The sequence below is a fragment of the Chryseobacterium gallinarum genome, assembly GCF_001021975.1.
Classification (GTDB): domain Bacteria; phylum Bacteroidota; class Bacteroidia; order Flavobacteriales; family Weeksellaceae; genus Chryseobacterium; species Chryseobacterium gallinarum.
The window spans coordinates 3,573,968-3,596,260 of record NZ_CP009928.1; the positions used below are offsets into that span (position 1 = coordinate 3,573,968).

Sequence of the window (22,293 nt, forward strand, 5' to 3'; positions counted from 1 at the left end):
GATACAAATCCTTTATTGGTTCTTGCTCAGGAAAGTACACAAGAAATCATAGCTCAAAATACAGATGGAAATCTAGATGTCTTATCTCTTGACAGCCTGTCTTTCAGCAGTGTACTTGCAAGGATGAACACCAATAATCCTCTTACTGAAGCTACAGAGAATAACCTTGCTTATGTGATCTATACCAGTGGAACCACAGGACTTCCGAAAGGAGTAATGATTGAACATAAAGGAGTTGTAAATTTAATTCATGACCTTTATCCACGCTATGGTTTAAATAAAACGGATGTTATCCTTCAGTTTGCGAACTATGTTTTCGATGCTTCCGTAGAGCAGATGTTACTGGCTGTATTAAATGGAAATACACTGGTATTGATAGAAAGCCAAAAGCTTTTACTTAATGAAGAGGCTTTTGTAAAAACATTAACGGATCATAAGGTTTCTTACATACATCTTACTCCTTCAGTACTGCAAAGTATTGATATTATTAAGGTAAAAAGCTTACGAATATTAAACTCAGGTGGGGAAGCCTTACCTACAGATTTACATAACAAGTTAAAAGATGGGGCATTTAAGTTGGTTAATTCCTACGGCCCTACTGAAACTACGGTTACCTCCCTTGTTAATGCCAATAACAAGGTAAATAATATCGGAAAGGCAATTGCGAATACCAGTATTTATGTACTTGATGCTTACCAACGTCCGGTACCTGTAGGTGCTATTGGAGAACTTTATATTGGTGGTGCAGGTGTTGCCAGAGGTTATTTAAACCGTCCTGAACTCACTTTGGAACGCTTTCTGAAAAACCCTTTCCAAACAGAAGAGCAAAAAGAAAAAGGCGAAAATGGAAACATTTATAGAACCGGAGACCTTGTGCGTTATTTGCCTTCCGGAGAGCTGGAATATATTGGAAGAAATGACTTCCAGGTAAAAATCCGAGGTTATAGAATAGAATTGGGTGAAATTGAAAACAGACTGCAGGAATATCCTGAGGTAAGACAATCTGTTGTATTGGCTAAAGAAAATACAGCAGGACTGAAATACCTTGTGGGATATTACGTTTCAGATTCTTCAATAGAGCCAGGACTTCTTACCTCATTCTTATCACTGACATTACCAGAGTATATGATACCGGTGGCATTTGTTCATCTTAACGCTCTGCCACTAACTATCAATGGAAAATTAGATCGTCGGGGTCTGCCTGAGCCTGAATTTACAGCAAGTACAGATTATACTGCTCCTGAAAACGAATTACAGAAACAATTATGTGAAGTTTACGCTCAGATTCTTGGTCTTGATGCCGCTAATATTGGTATTCATGATGATTTCTTCAGATTAGGAGGAAACAGTATCATGGCCATCAAGCTTATCAGTAAGATTAAACAGGTTCTTGGTATAAGAATAGAAGTAGCTGCAATTTTCAGCCATAAAACAATTGCTTCTTTAGCTGAAGTTGTAATGGATGAAACTCACATTGAAGAGCAGGTTGCCATTACGCCTATAAAAGTTAATACTCCTGAAGAACAGAGATTATCATTTGCCCAGGAAAGGCTTTGGTTTATTGAAACCTATGAAGGAGGAAGCAGTGCCTACAATATTCCAATGACGGCAATTCTTGACGAAAAAACAAATATTTCAGTCTTGCAGAAAGCTTTTGAAGAAGTCATTAAGCGTCATGAAGTCCTTCGTTCAGTCATTAAAACAACAGAAGATGGAGTAGGCTACCAAATGGTTACCAATCAACTGCCTGAATGGAATGTGGCGGAAGTAAGCACAAGAAAAGATTTAGATGAAGCCGTAAACAGATGTGCAAATAAAGTTTTCCATCTTGAGACGGAAATTCCTATTGAAATTAACATTTTTAAATTTGAAAACAGCCATTATCTGTCAGCAGTCATTCACCACATTGCTTTTGACGGATGGTCTACAGACATATTCCTGAAAGAAATCCAAACAATCTATCAGGCTTTTCTTAATAATGAAAATACTGAGGAGCTTTCTGATCTGCCAATACAGTACAAAGATTATGCTTTATGGCAGCGTGATTACCTTTCCGGGCAGCGTCTTGAAAAACAGATCAATTACTGGAAAGATCAGCTTCAGGATTTTCAGAATCTGGATCTTCCGACAGATTTCAGAAGACCTTCTCAAATCTCTTACGAAGGAGAAAATATATATTTCAGCTTAGATGAAGAACAGAGTGAAAAACTAAGAGCTTTATCCAAAAATCTAGGAGTAAGCTTGTATTCTGTTATGCTGGGCGGGTATTATCTGATGCTTTCTGCGTATTCAGGACAGGATGATATTGTAGTAGGAAGTCCTATTGCCAATCGTCATCATGCAGGGCTGGAAGATATTATAGGTTTCTTTGTCAATACCCTGGCATTGAGAGAAACTCTGGATCCTAAGCAAAGCCTTAATGATTTCCTTCTTCAGGTTTCAAAATCAGTGACCGATGCACAGTCTCATCAGGACTTACCATTCGAGAAGCTGGTAGAGGAACTTGGAGTAGAGCAGGATACCTCAAGACACCCAGTTTTCCAGGTGATGTTTGGACTTCAGAACTTTGGTGGTGATGCTTCATCTCAAAATAATCAGGAAAGGCTGTTTTATCCTTTTGATGGAGAAATAGACTATCAGGTGGCTAAATTTGATCTGACAACAATGATTGATGATGGCGGAGAAGAGATTAAAGGAATGTTCAACTATGCTAAAGCCATTTTCTCAAAAGAAACGGTAGGCAATATGATCCGGTCCTATGAATTTTTACTGGAGCAAATGACTGAAGATAAAGGTCAGGGACAAATTGTTCTTTCTGATTTGAATCTTGTCACCCAAGATCAGTATAAAAAATTAACAGAAGAATGGAATGCAACCTATAAAGCCTATCCATCACAAATAACAATCCATCAGCTTTTTGAAAATCAGGTGAAAAAGACTCCTGCTCAAACAGCACTGGTGTATCAGAATACCAGATTCTCTTATCAGGAACTGAATGAAAAAGCCAATCAGCTGGCTCATTATCTGATTGAAAATTACGTACTTCAACCAGATGATCTCGTTCCTATCTGTTTAGAGCGATCTGAAAACATATTGATTGCTATTCTTGCTATTTTAAAATCCGGAGCAGCCTATGTTCCGATGGATCCTTCCTATCCTTCAGACAGAATACAGCATATTTTGAATGATACTCAGGCAAAACTGGTAATCGGACAGGAAAGTACAGCAGAAAAACTGGAAAATGCATCTGTTGAAGTTCTTTCTTTAGATGGGGTAAGCCTTCAAGCACAACTTGAAATAATATCATCTGAAAATCCTGTTACCCAGGTAAATGCCAATCACCTTGCTTATGTGATCTACACCAGTGGAACCACGGGACTTCCAAAAGGAGTTATGATTGAACATTCGGGAGTGATAAACCTCATTGAATCAATGATAAAAGCTCACCGACTTCAAGAATATCAGGAAGTGGGATGTTACTCAAACTATGTATTTGATGCCTTTGTATATGAAGCATTGCCTGTACTATGCAATGGAAATACTTTGTGGTTGTACAGTAATGACCTCAGAACATCAATAGGAGAACTTAATGAGTATATCAAAGAAAATAATATTGAAGTTTCATTCATTCCGCCAGTTCTGTTAAGAGAAGTTGTAGAGAACGGAACGAATCTGAAACTCATATTTGCCGGAGGAGAAAGTTTCCCTACCCTGGATAAAAATGTTGATGATATTATTTTTGTGAACGAATATGGCCCTACAGAAGGAACCGTCTGTGCCACACTTCATTACTATAAAGAAGATAGAAATCCATTGAATATCGGTGGGCCAATTTCCAATACTTATGCATACGTTCTTGATGAGCAAAATCGCCTGGTGCCTGTAGGTGCTGTAGGTGAATTGTACATCGGGGGAGCGGGAATTGCAAGAGGCTATTTAAACCGTCCTGAACTTACCGAAGAACGTTTCATTTCAAATCCTTTCCAGGCTTCAGATCAGAAAGAAAGAGGAGAAAACGGACGTTTATACAGAACCGGAGACTTGGTACGTTGGTTACTAAACGGAGAACTGGAATATGTAGGAAGAAACGACTTCCAGGTGAAAATCCGTGGCTATCGTATTGAATTAGGAGAAATTGAAAATACACTGTTAGGATACTCTGAAATTCGTCAGGTTGCCGTATTGGCCAAAGAAAACAAGTCCGGATTGAAATATCTGGCTGCGTACTATGTTTCTGATGAGGTTATAGATTCAGAACTGCTTTCAGAATATTTATCAGCATCTCTTCCTGACTATATGGTTCCTAATGCTTTTGTGCATTTAACGGCCTTACCAGTAACCATCAACGGGAAGTTAGACCGAAAAGCTTTACCTGAGCCCGATTTTACTGGCAGTAAAGAATATACCGCTCCGGAGACAAGCCTTCAGAAGCAGCTTTGCCAGGTTTATGGGGAAGTGTTAGGATTGGATGCAGGCACTATCAGCATTCATGATGATTTCTTCAGATTGGGTGGAAACAGTATCATGGCCATTAAGCTGATCAGTAAGATTAAACAGGCTTTACAGATGCAGGTAGAAGTTTCCAAAATATTCAATCATAAAACTATTGCCTTATTATCCGCTGTTCTATCAGAAGACACCCATGGATACGAGCAGGTGATTATTACTCCTGTAGAAGTTAATTCCCCTGAAGAACAGAGCTTATCTTTTGCTCAGGAAAGACTTTGGTTTATTGAAAATTATGAAGGCGGAACCAGTGCTTATAATATTCCGATGGCCTTCCTTCTGGATAAAAATACAGACATTACAACCCTTTGCAAAGCATTGGATGCTATTGTAATGCGCCATGAAGTGCTTCGTTCAGTCATTCGCATAACCGATGAAGGAAAAGGCTGGCAATTGGTTATGGATGATATTCCTGCGATTCATCAGTATGAAGTGAAAACAATGCAGGAACTGGAAGAAAGAGTGAGCCATGCAGCCAATAAGATCTTCCGCTTAGAAGAAGAACTGCCCATAGAGATCAACATCTTCAAACTTGAAAAAAATCATTATTTATCCGTAGTGATTCACCATATCGCATTTGACGGATGGTCCACAGATATCTTCTTAAAAGAATTAATCAGTATTTATAATGCCATTAAGGAAGGACATCCACACGAATTACCAGCACTAAAGATCCAGTACAAGGATTTTGCACTATGGCAGCGTAATCATCTTACAGGAGAAAGACTTGAGCAGCAGATTGGTTACTGGAAAAACAAACTTAGCGGATTCCAGAACCTTGATCTGGCTACAGATTTCAAGAGACCGGCTCAGATCTCCTATGAAGGGGAAAATATCTATTTCAGCCTTGATGCAGAACAAACCCAAAAATTGAAAAATCTGTCAAAAGATCTTGGTGTAAGTTTATATAGCATTGTGCTGGGAGGGTATTATCTGATGCTTTCCGCCTATTCCGGGCAGGGTGATATTATTGTAGGAAGCCCTATTGCGAACCGTCATCATGCAGGACTTGAAGACATGATAGGGTTCTTTGTCAATACCCTGGCCCTTCGGGAAAATATTGATCCGAATCAGCAGGTAAAAGACTTTATTTTACAGGTAGCTCAGTCCGTAACGGAAGCACAGTCTTATCAGGATCTTCCTTTTGAAAAACTGGTAGAAGAACTTGGAGTAGAGAAGGACACTTCCAGACACCCTGTGTTTCAGGTAATGTTTGGACTCCAGAGTTTTGGAGAAGAAGTATCTCAACCGGAAAATGAAACCACACTGCTTTATCCTTTCAATGGAAATATTGATTATCAGGTAGCAAAGTTTGATCTGACGACGATGATTAACGATATTGGTCATAGCTTACAGGGAATGTTCAACTATGCAAAATCTGTTTTCTCAAGAGAAACCGTTCAGAATATGCTGAATACGTATCTGTTCATGCTTAGTCAGATCGCAGAAATCAATGATGCAGAAAGTCTTGCGATATCCGGGTTGGATTTGATTTCTGAAGAACAAAATACAGCAGTTTCTAAGTTATGGTCATCCGGCGTTCATTATCCAAGCGACACAACTATTCATCAATTATTTGAAAATCAGGTTGAAAGAACACCCGATCATACAGCAATAGTACATCAGAATGCTAGATTATCTTATCGTGAACTTAATGAACGTTCCAATCGTTTGGCCAATTACCTTCGTGAAACGTATGATATTCAGCCTGATGATCTTATTCCTTTATGCCTTGAGCGTTCAGAAGAAATGCTTGTGGCTGTTCTTGCTGTGCTAAAATCCGGCGGAGCGTATGTTCCAATGGATCCCTCATATCCTGCTGACAGAATCAAACATATTCTTACCGATACAGGCGCAAAAATTGTGATTACACAAGGCGGTTCTGAGCTTAATGTTCTTGAAGCCTGTGGAGAAACCACTTCTATGCTTCTTTTAAACGATCCGAAACTGGAAACAGCTCTGAAAGCCAGCAGCATTGAAAACCCTGTTACTTCGGTAGCTTCTCATCATCTGGCGTATGTAATCTATACCAGTGGAACGACAGGAATGCCGAAAGGAGTAATGCAGGAACACCGCAATGTAGCGCGTTTGTTCAGTGCAACAGACCATTGGTATCAGTTTAATGATAAAGATGTCTGGAGTTTATTCCATTCCTATGTATTTGATTTCAGTGTATGGGAAATCTGGGGAGCCCTGTTCTATGGTGGAAAATTATTAGTTCCATCCTCTGAACAGACCAAAGACACCAATTTATTCTTCAGTTTATGTTTAGAAGAAGGCTTAACAGTATTGAACCAAACCCCAACTGCCTTCTACCAGTTTATAGATACTGCTCTTCAGAGAGAAGAAAAGTTAACAGATCTTCGCTATGTGATTTTCGGAGGAGAAGCCTTAAATCTTGCTTCCTTAAAACCTTGGTACGAACGCTATCATTCTTCCCCAACACTGATTAACATGTATGGAATTACTGAGACAACCGTCCATGTAACCTACAAGAAATTAAGTGTTGAAGACCTGGATAAAGCCTCATTAATTGGGGAAAATATTCCAGACCAGGGCATGTATATCCTTGATAAACATCTTCGAGCAGTACCAGTTGGCGCTGTAGGAGAGCTTTATGTAGGAGGAGCCGGAATTGCCAGAGGTTATCTGAACCGTGAAGAACTCACCGCAGAACGTTTCATCAGTAACTCTTTCCAAACCTTGGAAGAAAAAGAACAGGGAACTAATGGAATCCTCTATAAAACAGGAGATTTAGTACGCTATCTTGCTGATGGTGAGCTGGAATACATCGGAAGAAATGACTTCCAGGTGAAGATCCGTGGTTACAGAATAGAATTAGGTGAGATTGAAAACAGGCTTCAGGAATATCCTGAAGTAAAACAAGCTGTTGTTCTGGCCAAAGAAAACAAAGCGGGGCTGAAATACCTTGTCGGATATTATGTCTCAGAAAAAGCCCATGAAGTAAGTGATCTTACCGCATTTTTATCAGAAGTATTACCAGAATACATGGTTCCTGCCGCTTTTGTCCACTTAACATCATTACCGTTGACCATCAATGGAAAATTAGACAGAAGAGCATTACCGGAGCCTGAATTTACAGGAGGCAGAGAATACACCGCACCAGAAACTGAATTACAGGAGAAATTATGTCAGATTTATGGCGAAGTCCTTGGATTGGATGCCTCAGGGATTGGTATTCATGATGATTTCTTTAGACTAGGGGGTGACAGTATTATCAGTATTCAGCTTGTCAGCAGAATCAGACAAAGATTGGATATCAGAGTAAGTGTTAAAGATATTTTTACAACGAGATCAGTTCTGAAACTTTCCGAATTAATGGAAAGCAAAGCCAAAGAAGAGCAAAGTCAGATTCTGACGGAACAGGGTCTGCTTACTGGAAGTTTGTCATTCCTTCCTATTCAGGAATGGTTCTTTAATTTAGTTGAAGAAGGGTATGTAGGAGATCTAAACCACTGGAATCAATCTTTCCTTATTACAGTTCCTGAGCTTGATGCAGAATTGTTGAAGCAAAGTATAAAGCTGCTTATTGAAAAGCATGATGCCTTCAGAATATATTATCCAAAAGAAAATAATACCTACACTCAGCAGTACGGAATAGAGCATACACCTGAAATTAAAAAACTTGATATTTCAGGAATGTTACCGGAAGAAATTAACGGAATATTCACAGAATGGCAGTCTCATTTCAATATAGAAAAAGGCCCTTTATTCCAGATCGGATATGTTCACGGATATGAAGACGGCAGTGCAAGAGTTTTCTTTGCATTACACCACTTGATTATTGACGCTGTAAGCTGGAGGATTATTACAGAAGATCTGAAGAATATATATCAGAATCTGGAAAAAGGAAACCAGCCTGAATCCTATGTAAAAGGAAGCAGCTACCGCCAATGGACAGAGGCTGTAAAAGGATATCTTCTTGATAACCCGGAAGCTAAAGCCCAAGAGTTAATGTATTGGACTCAAACAGCCAAAAATGTTACCCAAAATAATGATATTCTGGCTGAAATATCCTCTCAGGAGTACAACTTTGCCAATCTTAGTCTGGAAGAAAGCTATACGGAAAAACTGATCAGAGAGATTCATCATGTTTATCATACTCAGATCAATGATATCTTATTATCTGCGCTTGCTTCTGCGCTTTCGGACCTTACAGGAACATCAGGACATGCCGTTCTTCTGGAAGGCCACGGCCGTGAAGAGGTATTCAGTAACCTGGATATTACAGAAACAGTAGGATGGTTTACCTCCATGTATCCATTGCTGCTGCAAACCGGAAAAAATCTAAAAGATACTGTTGTTGTCACCAAAGAATCACTGAGAGGCATTCCAAATAACGGAATAGGGTATGGCAGCCTTGTAGGATATACTGATCAGGCCCTGCCGAAAATCAGTTTCAACTATCTTGGGCAGCTTGATCAGGAAGAAAGTACCGGCGAAAAAACCTGGTATATCTCAGGAGAAAACAGTGGAAACTCTATGGGAGATAAAAACCGTGACAGCTATATCATCAGTGTCAACGGAGCCATTGCTGATGGGCAGCTTCGCTTTGGAATTTCAGGATATCTTTCACAGGATCAGGTGAATTTGCTTACTCAAAAATTTGAAGACTATATAAAACAGACGGTTGATGAGTTAACAGCAGAACAGAGAACCTGGCTTACTCCTTCAGATACAGAGAACATCGTTGGTAAAGATCAGCTGATGGATATTCAGGAATCCGGAGCGGTAGAAGGCGTATATCTTGCCAACAGCTTACAGGAAGGATTTGTTTATCATGCATTGAATCAGGGAGATACTGATGATGCTTATCGTGTACAACTGGTATGGGATTATCTTTCTGAAATGAATCTTGATAAACTTAAAGAAGCATGGATATATACTCAGAATCAGCTTCCTACATTAAGGTTGAGATTTGATTGGAGTGAAGAAATTGTTCAGATTATTGATCAAAAAGGAACTCTTGACTGGCGTTATCACGATCTGAGTGAAATGAACAAAGAAGAACAGGAAGAACTGATTGCAGAACTAACCCGGAAAGACCGTTTTGAAGTATATGATCTTGCGAAAGGAAGCCTTTTCAGAATATACCTGTTCAAACGTTCAGAACAGCATTACACCTGTCTTTTCAGTAATCACCACGCTATTCTTGACGGATGGAGTATGCCGATATTCCTGACGCTTATTCACGAGGCTTATATAAAACTCATTAAAAACCAGGAACTTTCTCCGGCACCGGATGAAGCGTATGCTGAGGCACAAAAATATTTACAAAACCATAAAAATTCAAATGCTGACTTCTGGAAAGACTATATGGGACTACTTGAAGACCGTGAAGATATTAGTGGCTGGATCAAAGAATCTAAAAAACATATTGACCTTTCTGAATACAAACAGATTGTAGATCACCGCTCAATAAAAATGGCGATCGTTGGTGAGCAATACCAGCAATTGAAAAAGTTTACAGCAAAGAACGGATTTACCATCAATGCTGTACTTCAATACCTGTGGCATAAGCAGTTGGCAATTTACAGTGGAACGCAGTCTACGGTAGTAGGAACTACGGTTTCCGGAAGAAGTATTCCGGTAGATGGGATTGAATCATCAGTCGGTCTTTATATCAATACCTTGCCATTAATTGTAAGCCATACGGAAGGTAAAGTAGCTGATATTATTTCAGAAATTCAGAATAGGATCAGTGAACTCAACACCCATAGCAGTGTAAATCTTGCCAGTCTTCAGCATGACGGTCGCAGAATTTTCAGCAGCTTGTTCGTGTATGAAAACTATCCGGCTCCGAAAGGAGATGAAGATAATGAGCTGTCATTTGTCTTCAAAGGCTCAGTAGAGCGTCTGGATTATCCATTGGGAATTGTAGCTTATGAAGCAGGTGATGAAGTATGGTTAAATATCAGCTATGAAGGCTATCTGTTCGAAGAAGCCATGATCCAGCAGTTAATCAGTGGAATGAACACTGTTTTGAATCAGATTCTCGAAAATTCAGAGATCTCATCCGATCAGTTATCTTATCTGACCCAGGATGAATATAAAACGGTTTCCAGGCTGTGGTCATCCGGCATCCACTATCCGAGTGATACAACCATTCATCAATTATTTGAAAATCAGGTTGAAAGAACACCCGATCATACAGCAATAGTACATCAGAATGCTAGATTATCTTATCGTGAACTTAATGAACGTTCCAATCGTTTGGCCAATTACCTTCGTGAAACGTATGATATTCAGCCTGATGATCTTATTCCTTTATGTCTTGAGCGTTCCGAAGAAATGCTTGTAGCTATTCTGGCTGTGCTAAAATCCGGAGGAGCGTATGTTCCGATGGATCCCTCATATCCTGCTGACAGAATCAAACATATTCTGACCGATACAGGTGCAAAAATTGTGATTGCCCAAAAAGGATCTGAACTGAATGTCATTGAAGCTTGTGGAGAAACCACTTCCATGCTTCTTTTAAACGACCCAGAACTGGAAAAAGCTCTGAAAACCAGCAGCATTGAAAACCCTGTTACTTCAGTAGCTTCTCATCATCTGGCGTATGTAATCTATACCAGTGGAACGACAGGAATGCCGAAAGGAGTAATGCAGGAACACCGCAATGTAGCGCGTTTGTTCAGTGCAACAGACCATTGGTATCAGTTTAATGATAAAGATGTCTGGAGTTTATTCCATTCCTATGTATTTGATTTCAGTGTATGGGAAATCTGGGGAGCCCTGTTCTATGGTGGAAAATTATTAGTTCCATCCTCTGAACAGACCAAAGACACCAATTTATTCTTCAGTTTATGTTTAGAAGAAGGCTTAACAGTATTGAACCAAACCCCAACTGCCTTCTACCAGTTTATAGATACTGCTCTTCAGAGAGAAGAAAAGTTAACAGATCTTCGCTATGTGATTTTCGGAGGAGAAGCCTTAAATCTTGCTTCCTTAAAACCTTGGTACGAACGCTATCATTCTTCCCCAACACTGATTAACATGTATGGAATTACTGAGACAACCGTCCATGTAACCTACAAGAAATTAAGTGTTGAAGACCTGGATAAAGCCTCATTAATTGGGGAAAATATTCCAGACCAGGGCATGTATATCCTTGATAAACATCTTCGAGCAGTACCAGTTGGCGCTGTAGGAGAGCTTTATGTAGGAGGAGCCGGAATTGCCAGAGGTTATCTGAACCGTGAAGAACTCACCGCAGAACGTTTCATCAGTAACTCTTTCCAAACCTTGGAAGAAAAAGAACAGGGAACTAATGGAATCCTCTATAAAACAGGAGATTTAGTACGCTATCTTGCTGATGGTGAGCTGGAATACATCGGAAGAAATGACTTCCAGGTGAAGATCCGTGGTTACAGAATAGAATTAGGTGAGATTGAAAACAGGCTTCAGGAATATCCTGAAGTAAAACAAGCTGTTGTTCTGGCTAAAGAAAACAAAGCCGGACTGAAATACCTGGTTGGCTATTATGTGTCAGAAAAAGCAAATGAAGTAAGTGATCTTACTGCATTTTTATCAGAAGTCTTACCAGAATACATGGTTCCTGCTGCTTTCGTCCACTTAACTTCATTACCGTTGACCATCAATGGAAAATTGGACAGAAGAGCATTACCGGAGCCTGAGTTTACCGGAGGCAGAGAATACACCGCACCGGAAACCGAATTACAGGAGAAATTATGCCAGATTTATGGTGAAGTCGTTGGATTGGATGCCTCAGGCATTGGTATTCATGACGATTTCTTCAGCCTTGGAGGAAACAGTATTATGGCCATCAAATTAATCAGTACCATCAAACGAGTGCTGAATATGCAGGTTGGCGTGGCTGTGATATTTGGGCATAAAACAGTAGCCTCACTTTCAGAAGCATTAAATGATCAAAATAATATTGATGAACAGGTTACCATTATTCCGATAAAAGTCAATACTCCTGAAGAGCAAAGATTATCATTTGCCCAGGAAAGACTTTGGTTTATTGAAACCTATGAAGGAGGAAGCAGTGCCTATAACATTCCTATGACTGTCCGTCTGAATGAAAAAACAGATATTTCTGTGATAGGAAAGGCACTCGAAACCATCGTAATGCGACATGAAGTATTACGAACCATTATCCGTTCAACAGACGAAGGTAAAGGATATCAGTTGATTCTTGACCAGGTTCCGGTGATGCATTTACACAATGTAAATACAAAAGAGGAACTGGATGCAGAAATTAACAGAGTTTCCAATAAAATCTTCCGTCTGGATGAAGAACTTCCTATAGAAATTAGCATTTTTAGGTTAGGAGACCACCATCATCTGTCAGTTGTGATTCATCACATTGCATTTGATGGTTGGTCAACGGATATTTTCTTAAAAGAAATACAGACGATTTACAATGCCCTTATCAATGGGGAAAAACCTGAGCTTACTGAAGTGAAGGTGCAGTATAAAGACTTTGCATTGTGGCAGAGAAATTACCTTTCCGGAGAAAGACTTGACCGCCAGGTAGACTATTGGAAAACAAAACTGGATGATTTCCAGACCTTGAATTTAGCTGTAGACTTTAAGAGACCCAACCAGGTTTCTTATGAAGGGGAAACCATTCATTTCGTATTATCTCCGAAAGTTGCTTACGGCCTTAGAAAGACATCTAAAGAGTTGGGAGTAAGTTTATACAGTGTGATGCTCGGAGGGTATTATCTGATGCTTTCTGCCTATTCCGGTCAGAATGATATTGTAGTAGGAAGTCCTATTGCTAACCGTCATCATGCAGGATTGGAAGATATGATCGGTTTCTTTGTAAACACATTGGCCTTAAGAGAAACTATTGATGCGGAGCAAAACTTGAAAGATTTTATTCTTCAGATTGCTCAGTCAGTAATCGAGGCGCAGTCTCATCAGGACCTTCCGTTCGAAAAACTGGTTGAAGAGTTGGGAGTAGAGCAGGATATGTCCCGTCATCCGGTATTCCAGGTGATGTTTGGGCTGCAGAGTTTCGGAAGAAATACAGACGATTCAGAAGTGCTATTCTATCCTTATGAAGGAGATACAGATTATCAGGTGGCTAAGTTTGATCTGACTACGATGATTGATGATGGAGAAGAAACCATCCAGGGAATGTTCAATTATGCCAAAGCAATTTTCGCAAAAGAAACAGTCAGTAATATGATTGATTCTTACCTGTATCTCCTTGAACAGGTATTTGGGAATGACTTCAACCTGGAAACGACCAAATTATCTGATCTTCGTTTGATCTCAGAAGATATTGATAAAAAAATAACAGAAGAATGGAATGAAACAGAAGTATTTTACCCTTCTGATGCAACTATTCATGGATTATTCGAAAAACAGGCAGCAAAAACACCAAATCATATTGCTGTAGTGTACCAGGATATAAAACTATCTTACCACGAGCTTAATGAGCGTGCTAACCGTTTGGCGAATTATCTTATTGAAACTTATGGTCTTCAGCCTGATGACATTGTTCCATTATGCCTGAACCGTTCCGAGCAAATGTTGATTGCCATCTTAGCCGTATTAAAATCCGGAGCAGCATATGTTCCGATGGACCCATCATATCCTGCAGACAGAATAGAACATATTCTTCAGGATACCACAGCAAAAATCATTCTTGCAGAAGAAAATACCGCAGAAAAAGTAAATAATACATCGGCAGAGATTATTTCACTTGATACAGTTACTTTCCAGGCTGTTCTTGAAACGATGTCTTCCGAAAATCCTGTAACAGAAATACAGGCTGAGAATCTGGCGTATGTCATTTATACCAGCGGAACAACAGGACTTCCAAAAGGAGTAATGATTGAACATAAAAGTGTAGCCAACCTAATAGAGCAGGAAGCCAAAGAATTTGGATTGAAATCAGAATCTGTTCATAAAAACTGCCTATGGTATGCCAACTATGTATTCGATGCGCACGTTTGGGAATTATATCCATCCATTACCCATGGACACAGTATTTACATCCTTGAAAAGGATAAACAAACAGATCTTGTTGCTTTACAGCAGTATATACAGGAAAATAATATCAGTATTGCGACCATACCGCCGGTACTTCTTACAAAAGATCATATTCTTCCATTAGAAAAAATGGTGGTGGCCGGAGATGTTACCAATCCTCAGGTCATGAAGCTATATAAAGAGCAGGGAATAGATCTTATCAATGCCTATGGACCTACAGAAAGTACAGTCTGTGCCACATTACACCATTATAACGAAGATGGCAATCCGGTGAATATCGGAGGTGCTATTGGTAATATGACCGTCTATGTTCTGGATGATTATCAACGCCCTGTTCCTGTAGGGGCAGCAGGTGAACTTTATATTGGGGGTGCCGGTATTGCCAGAGGCTACCTGAACCGTCCTGAACTTACGGAAGAACGGTTCATCACTAATCCATTCCAGACTCCGGAACAATATGAAAAAGGAGAGAATGGACGATTGTACAAAACCGGAGACCTGGTTCGCTGGTTATCCAACGGAGAGCTGGAATATATCGGAAGAAATGACTTCCAGGTGAAAATCCGCGGTTATCGTATCGAATTAGGTGAGATTGAAAATACATTGTTAGGCTATCCAGGCATTCGTCAGGTTGCTGTCATAGCCAAAGAAAATAAATCAGGAATTAAATATCTGGCCGGATACTATGTTTCTGATGCAATGATTGATTCAGTGCTGCTTTCAGAATATTTATCTGAAACACTTCCAGAGTATATGGTTCCCGGAGCTTTTGTTCATTTAACCGCCTTGCCATTAACCATCAATGGAAAATTAGATAAAAAAGCCTTACCGGAACCTGATTTTACAGGAAATAAAGAATACTCAGCTCCGGAAACGTCACTTCAGAAGAGCCTTGTTGAAATCTATGGAGAAGTACTGGGAATCAATGCCGAAAGTATCAGTATTCATGATGATTTCTTCAGATTAGGAGGGGATAGTATCATCAGTATTCAGCTGGTGGGAAAAATAAAACAACGCCTGGAGGTAAGACTGAGCGTGAAAGAAATATTCTCCTCAAGAACCGCAGCAGCATTGGCGGTTCTGATGGAAGAGAAAAAATCAGGAGCTGAAGTTGAGATTCTTACAGAACAAGGAATTCTTACAGGTGAAGTTCCGCTTCTCCCTGTTCAGGAATGGTTCTTTAGCGAAAAAGAAAATGGGTATCTGGCGGATTCAAACCACTGGAACCAGGCATTCTTGGTTAATGTTCCGGAACTGGATAACAGTCTTTTAGAGAAAAGCATTGAGCTACTGATTGAAAAACACGATGCCTTCAGATTGTATTATCCATTTGAAAACGGAAATTACAGTCAGTATTACAGTGATCAGAATATAGCAGCCAAAATCAATTATCTTGATGCTTCCGAAGTGAATGGAGAAGAGCTTTCCGGCATATTCACCACATGGCAGCAGCAATTTGATATTGAAAAAGGACCGCTTTACGCGATCGGTTATATCACAGGATATCAGGATGAAACGGCAAGGATATTCTTTGCTTTCCATCACCTGATTATTGATACCGTGAGCTGGAGAATCATTCTGGATGACCTTAGAAGCATCTATCAGTCTCTTGAAAAAGGAGAAAATTATCAGATTAAAAAAGGCAGCAGCTACCGTCAATGGGTACAAGCTATTAAGAAGTATAAGTCTGAAAATCCTGAATCCAGAGATAAAGAACTGTCGTATTGGAATGGAATAGCCTCTCAGGTAGATAAAAGCAATCAGACCCTTGAGGAAATTTCCGGTACCGAATACCATCATGATATCCTTCTTTTAGATCAGAATACGACAGAAAAACTGATCAGAGGAAGTCATCACGTATATCATACCGAAATTAATGATCTGTTGTTGGCTGCATTAGCATCTGCCCTTACAGATTTCACCGGAGCATCCAGACATGCAATTGTATTGGAAGGACATGGCCGTGAAGATGTATTCAGCCATCTGGATATTACAGAGACAGTAGGTTGGTTTACTTCAATGTATCCGCTATTGCTGGAAACAGGGAGTAATGCAAGTGATACTGTAATATTGACTAAAGAAGCCTTAAGGGAAATCCCAGACCATGGTATTGGCTATGGAGGCCTTGTTGGCTATACTCATCATGAACTTCCAAAGATTGGATTCAATTACCTAGGACAACTGGATCAGGAAGACCATTCAGGAGAAAAAACATGGTTTATTGCAGCAGAAGATACCGGTCTCTCAATAGGAAAAGGGAATAAGGACAGCCATATTATCAGTATCAATGGTGGAATATTGAACGGACAGCTTCGTTTCAGTATTTCAGGATATCTCACTTCACAACAGGTAGAGAGACTTGCTCAATCTTTTAAAGAGCAGATTATCCATGTGGTGGAAGAGCTTTCTCAAAATACCCGCAGTTTCCTTACCCGTTCAGATATTGATTATATCATAGAAGATCAACAACTTTTATCAGTTCAGGAATCAGAAGAAGTAGAGAACATATATCTGGCCAACAGTCTTCAGGAAGGGTTTGTATATCATGCCCTGAATCAGGGAGATACGGATGATGCCTATCGCGTACAGCTGGTATGGGATTATCTTTCTGACATGAATGTGGAGGCTCTTAAAGAAGCATGGTCTTACACTCAGCAACAGTTTCCGGCACTGAGACTTAGATTTGACTGGGGTGGAGAAATCATCCAGATCATTGATAAAAAAGGAAGCTTAGACTGGCGTTATCAGGACCTGAGCACCATGAATGAAGAGAAACAGGAAGAATGGATCAGAGAAGTAACTCAAAAAGACCGCTTTGAAGTATATGATTTATCAAAAGGAGGGCTATTCAGAGTATATCTGTTTAAACGCTCTGAGAAGCATTATACCTGTCTTTTCAGCAATCATCACGCAGTATTGGATGGCTGGAGTATGCCTATAGTGCTGACTAGCATTCATGATATCTATCTGAAACTGATCAAAAAACAGGATCTGAATATCGTACCTGATCATGCCTATATCAAAACCCAGGAATACCTTCAGCAGCACAAAGAGGGCAGCCAAAGCTTCTGGAATGCTTATATGAATCTTCTCGAAGACCGTGAAGATCTTAGCAGCCTGATCAAGGAATCCCAAAAGCACATTGATCTGGGAACTTATCGCCAGATTAAAGATCATCAGGCTGTAAAAATGACCATCGTTGGGGAAGAGTATCACCAACTGAAAAGATTTACAACTGAAAACGGATTTACCATCAATGCTGTTCTGCAATACTTGTGGCATAGCCAGCTGAGCGTATACGGAGGTGTTGAAACAACGGTAGTAGGAACCACTGTATCCGGACGAAGCCTTCCTGTAGATGATATTGAGTCTTCAGCAGGTCTGTTTATCAATACACTTCCATTAATTGTACAGCATACTCAAGGCAAAGTGGTGGATATTATTTCTGATATTCAACAGCGAATCAGTGAACTGAATACCCATAGTGACGTCAATCTTGCAGAACTTCACCAGGATGCAAGACGTATTTTCAGCAGCTTATTTGTGTATGAAAACTATCCGGTACCACAAGGTGGCGATGACAATAATGAATTAGGATTTGTCTTTAAAGATTCAGTTGAAAAACTGGATTATCCGTTAGGAATAATGGCATTTGAACAGGGCGAAAGTGTAACCTTAAAGGTCAACTATGAAGGCGTTCTTTTTGAACAGCATACGATGGAACAGCTGATAGACGGAATGAAAACCGTTCTTGCCCAGATTCTTGAAAAATGGACAATTACTGCCGATGAATTCCTGTATATTTCTGACCATCAGTTTAAAGTAATGGAATGCTGGAATGCTGTTGAATCACAGTATCCTTCTGATAAAACCATTCATCAGCTATTTGAAGAACAAGTAGCAAAAACGCCTGAAAATACAGCATTGGTTTACCAGGATGTGGTGTTAACATACAGAGAACTGAATGAAAGAGCAAACCGCTTAGCCCATTATTTGATAAGTACTTATGATCTTCAGCCGGATGAATTAATCCCATTGTGTTTAGACCGTTCCGAAAATATGCTGATAGCCATTTTAGCGGTCTTAAAATCCGGAGCAGCCTATGTGCCGATGGATCCTTCTTATCCTGTAGAAAGAATAGAACACATTCTTAAGGATACGGGAGCAAGACTGATTTTAGGTCAGGAAAATACAGCAGAAAAGCTGAAAAATGTAGCTGTAGATGTGATCTCATTAGATGAGGTAACCTTTAAAGCAATGCTTGAAACCTCTGATGTTAATAATCCGGTTACGAATACTAAAGCAGATAACTTAGCATACGTCATTTTCACCAGTGGAACCACAGGATTGCCTAAAGGAGTAATGGTTGAACACCGAAATGTGGCCAACCTGATTCACCAGGAAGCCAAAGAATTCGGACTGCTGGGAACTGAAGTTCAAAAGAACTGTTTATGGTATGCCAATTATGTATTTGATGCCCATGTTTGGGAATTGTACCCATCCATTACCCATGGTCATGCGATCTACATTTTGGAAAAGGAACTTCAAACCGATTTAGCGGCTTTAAAAGACTATATCGAAGCGAATACCATCAGTATTGCCACCATACCGCCTGTACTTTTAACGAAGGAATATATTTTACCGTTAGAGATCCTTGTTGTAGCCGGAGACGTTACCAATCCACAGGTGATGGCGATGTACAAAGAACATGGAGTAGACCTCATCAACGCTTACGGGCCAACAGAAACGACTGTTTGTGCCACTCTGCATCATTATAACGAGGATGAAAACCCGGTGAATATCGGAGGCCCAATCGGAAATATGACCGTTTACGTGCTGGATAATCATCACCGTATTGTACCTGTAGGTGCTGTAGGAGAGCTGTACATAGGCGGAGCAGGAATTGCAAGAGGCTATCTGAACAGAACAGATCTTACAGAAGAACGATTCATTGTAAATCCTTTCCAGACTGAAGATCAGAAAGCAAAAGGGAATAACAGTCGTTTATACAAAACCGGAGACTTAGTACGCTGGCTATCGAATGGAGAGCTTGAATACATCGGAAGAAACGATTTCCAGGTGAAGATCCGCGGCTACAGAATTGAGCTTGGTGAAATTGAAAATAGATTGCTGGGATATTCTGGAATTAGTCAGGTAGCTGTTTTAGCCAAAGAAAATAATGCAGGTTTAAAATACCTTGCCGGCTATTATGTTGCTGAAAACGAAATAGATTCATCCTTACTATCAGAATATCTGGCAGAATCCTTACCGGAATATATGATTCCTGGAATCTACGTTCATTTAACCGCTTTACCGCTGACAATCAATGGTAAACTGGATAAAAAGGCTTTACCTGAACCTGAATTTACCGGAAATACTCATTATGTTGCTCCTGAAAATGAATTACAGGAAAACCTATGCAAAGTATATGGTGAAGTCTTGGGAATCAATCCGGGGACCATCAGTATTCATGATGATTTCTTCAGATTGGGCGGAAACAGTATCATGGCGGTTAAATTAATCAGCAAAATCAGACAGGATCTTGATTTGCAGGTTAACGTAGGAATGGTATTTAATCATAAAACCGTGGCCTCTCTTTCCAATGCTTTAACTCAGAATAATAATGATAAACAAATAGAGATTGTACCAATCAAGGTTAATTCCCCGGAAGAACAAAGATTATCTTTTGCTCAGGAAAGACTTTGGTTTATCGAGTCCTATGAAGGCGGAAGCAGTGCTTATAATATTCCAATCGTCACAAGATTAGATAACAGCATTCAGCTTGCTCTTTTTGAGGAAGCTTTGAGAACCGTGGTAATGCGACACGATATACTTCGTTCCATGATCCACACTACTGAAAATGGAGTAGGCTATCAGAAGGTTACAGACCTCGTTCCTGAAATTAAAGTTTCAGAAGTGGGTAATGAGACAGAATTGGAAAATTCGATCAATACATGTGTGAACAAGGTCTTCAGATTAGATGAAGAGCTTCCTGTAGAAATCAATATCTTCAAACTGGCAGGGCAGGCTTATCTGGCTATTGTGGTTCATCACATTGCTTTTGACGGATGGTCTACTGATGTTTTCCTAAAAGAAGTAGCCTCTGTTTACTATGCTCTTATTGAAGGAAGAGAGCATGAGCTTTCCCCTGTAAAAGTTCAATACAAAGACTTTGCCCTGTGGCAGCGTAATTACCTTTCAGGAGAACGTCTTGAAACTCAGATTGGGTATTGGAAAAATAAACTGGATGATTTCCAGAATCTGGACTTACCTTCAGACTTCAAAAGACCAGCTCAGATATCCTATGAAGGAGAAAACCTGTATTTCCATCTGAATAAAGAACAGGGAGAAAAACTTAGAGTCCTTTCCCAGAAACTGGGAGTAAGTCTTTATAGTCTGATGTTAGGGGGCTATTATCTGATGCTGTCTGCTTATTCCGGCCAGGATGATATTGTAGTGGGAAGCCCGATTGCCAACCGTCATCATGCAGGCCTTGAAGACATCATTGGTTTCTTTGTCAATACATTGGCTTTAAGAGAAAAAATAAATCCGGCACAGAATATCAGTGATTTTATTCTTCAGGTATCAAAATCAGTCAATGAAGCCCAGTCTCACCAGGACCTCCCATTTGAAAAACTGGTAGATGAGCTTGGTGTGGAGCAGGATACTTCAAGACACCCTGTTTTCCAGGTAATGTTTGGTCTTCAAAGTGTTGATAAAGATGTGAAAGCAAGCGAAGGACAGGTATTATTCCATTCTTTTGCAGGAGAAGTAGATTATAAAGCAGCCAAATTCGATCTGACTACGATGATTGATGATGACGGAGAAAACATGCGCATCATGTTCAATTACGCTAAAGCTTTGTTTAAAGAAGAAACCATTACCCGAATGGCAGACTCTTATCAGCTTCTTTTAGATCAGATCATCGAAGTCAACACTGATCAGACTCCAATCCGTAATCTTTCATTGATATCAGAGAAAGAAACTCAACAGATCATCGCAGATTGGAATGAGACCCAGGAAGATTATCCGTCAGAAATGACCATTCACAAGGTATTTGAATATCAGGCTGAAAAAAATCCTGATACCATAGCTTTGGTTTATAATGATATTAAACTTTCATATCGTGAGCTTAATGAACAATCTAACCGTTTAGCAAATCATCTGATCCATCAGTATGAACTTAAGCCTGATGATTTGGTTCCGCTTTGCCTTGAAAGATCAGAAAATATGCTGATTGCGATTCTTGCCGTATTAAAAGCAGGAGCTGCTTATGTACCAATGGACCCATCATATCCAGCGGACAGAATAGGACATATTTTAGAAGATACCCAGGCAAAACTGGTCATTGCACAGGAAAGTACAATAGAGAAAGTACAGAATATAAAAGTCATTTCACTCGATGAAGTTACTCTTAAAGCAACGCTTGAGACAGAAATGACTAACAACCCTGTTACAGAGGTAAATTCAGGAAACCTGGCTTATGTAATCTACACCAGTGGAACGACAGGACTTCCAAAAGGAGTAATGATTGAACATAAAGGAGTAATAAACCTCATCAAATCAATGATTAAGGCGCATCGACTTGAAGAATATCAGGAAGTAGGATGCTATTCCAATTATGTATTTGATGCCTTTGTATATGAAGCCTTCCCTGTATTGTGCAACGGAAATACTTTATGGTTATACACCAATGAGCTTAGAACCTCAGTAAATGAGCTTAATGATTATATTAAAACGAATGCGATTGAAGTTTCATTTATCCCACCAGTTTTGCTAAGAGAGATTGTGGAG

The 22,293-nt window shown here is 39.7% G+C and carries 1 protein-coding gene (running past both ends of the window); it reads left to right on the plus strand.

Every position in this 22,293-nt window falls within one protein-coding gene, locus OK18_RS15970, for a non-ribosomal peptide synthetase (protein ID WP_082129212.1), read on the plus strand. The gene is 44,265 nt long; 12,561 of those nucleotides lie to the left of the window and 9,411 to its right, leaving coding positions 12,562-34,854 in view — codons 4,188 (complete) to 11,618 (complete); the first codon wholly inside the window starts at nt 1. Both the start codon and the stop codon lie outside the window.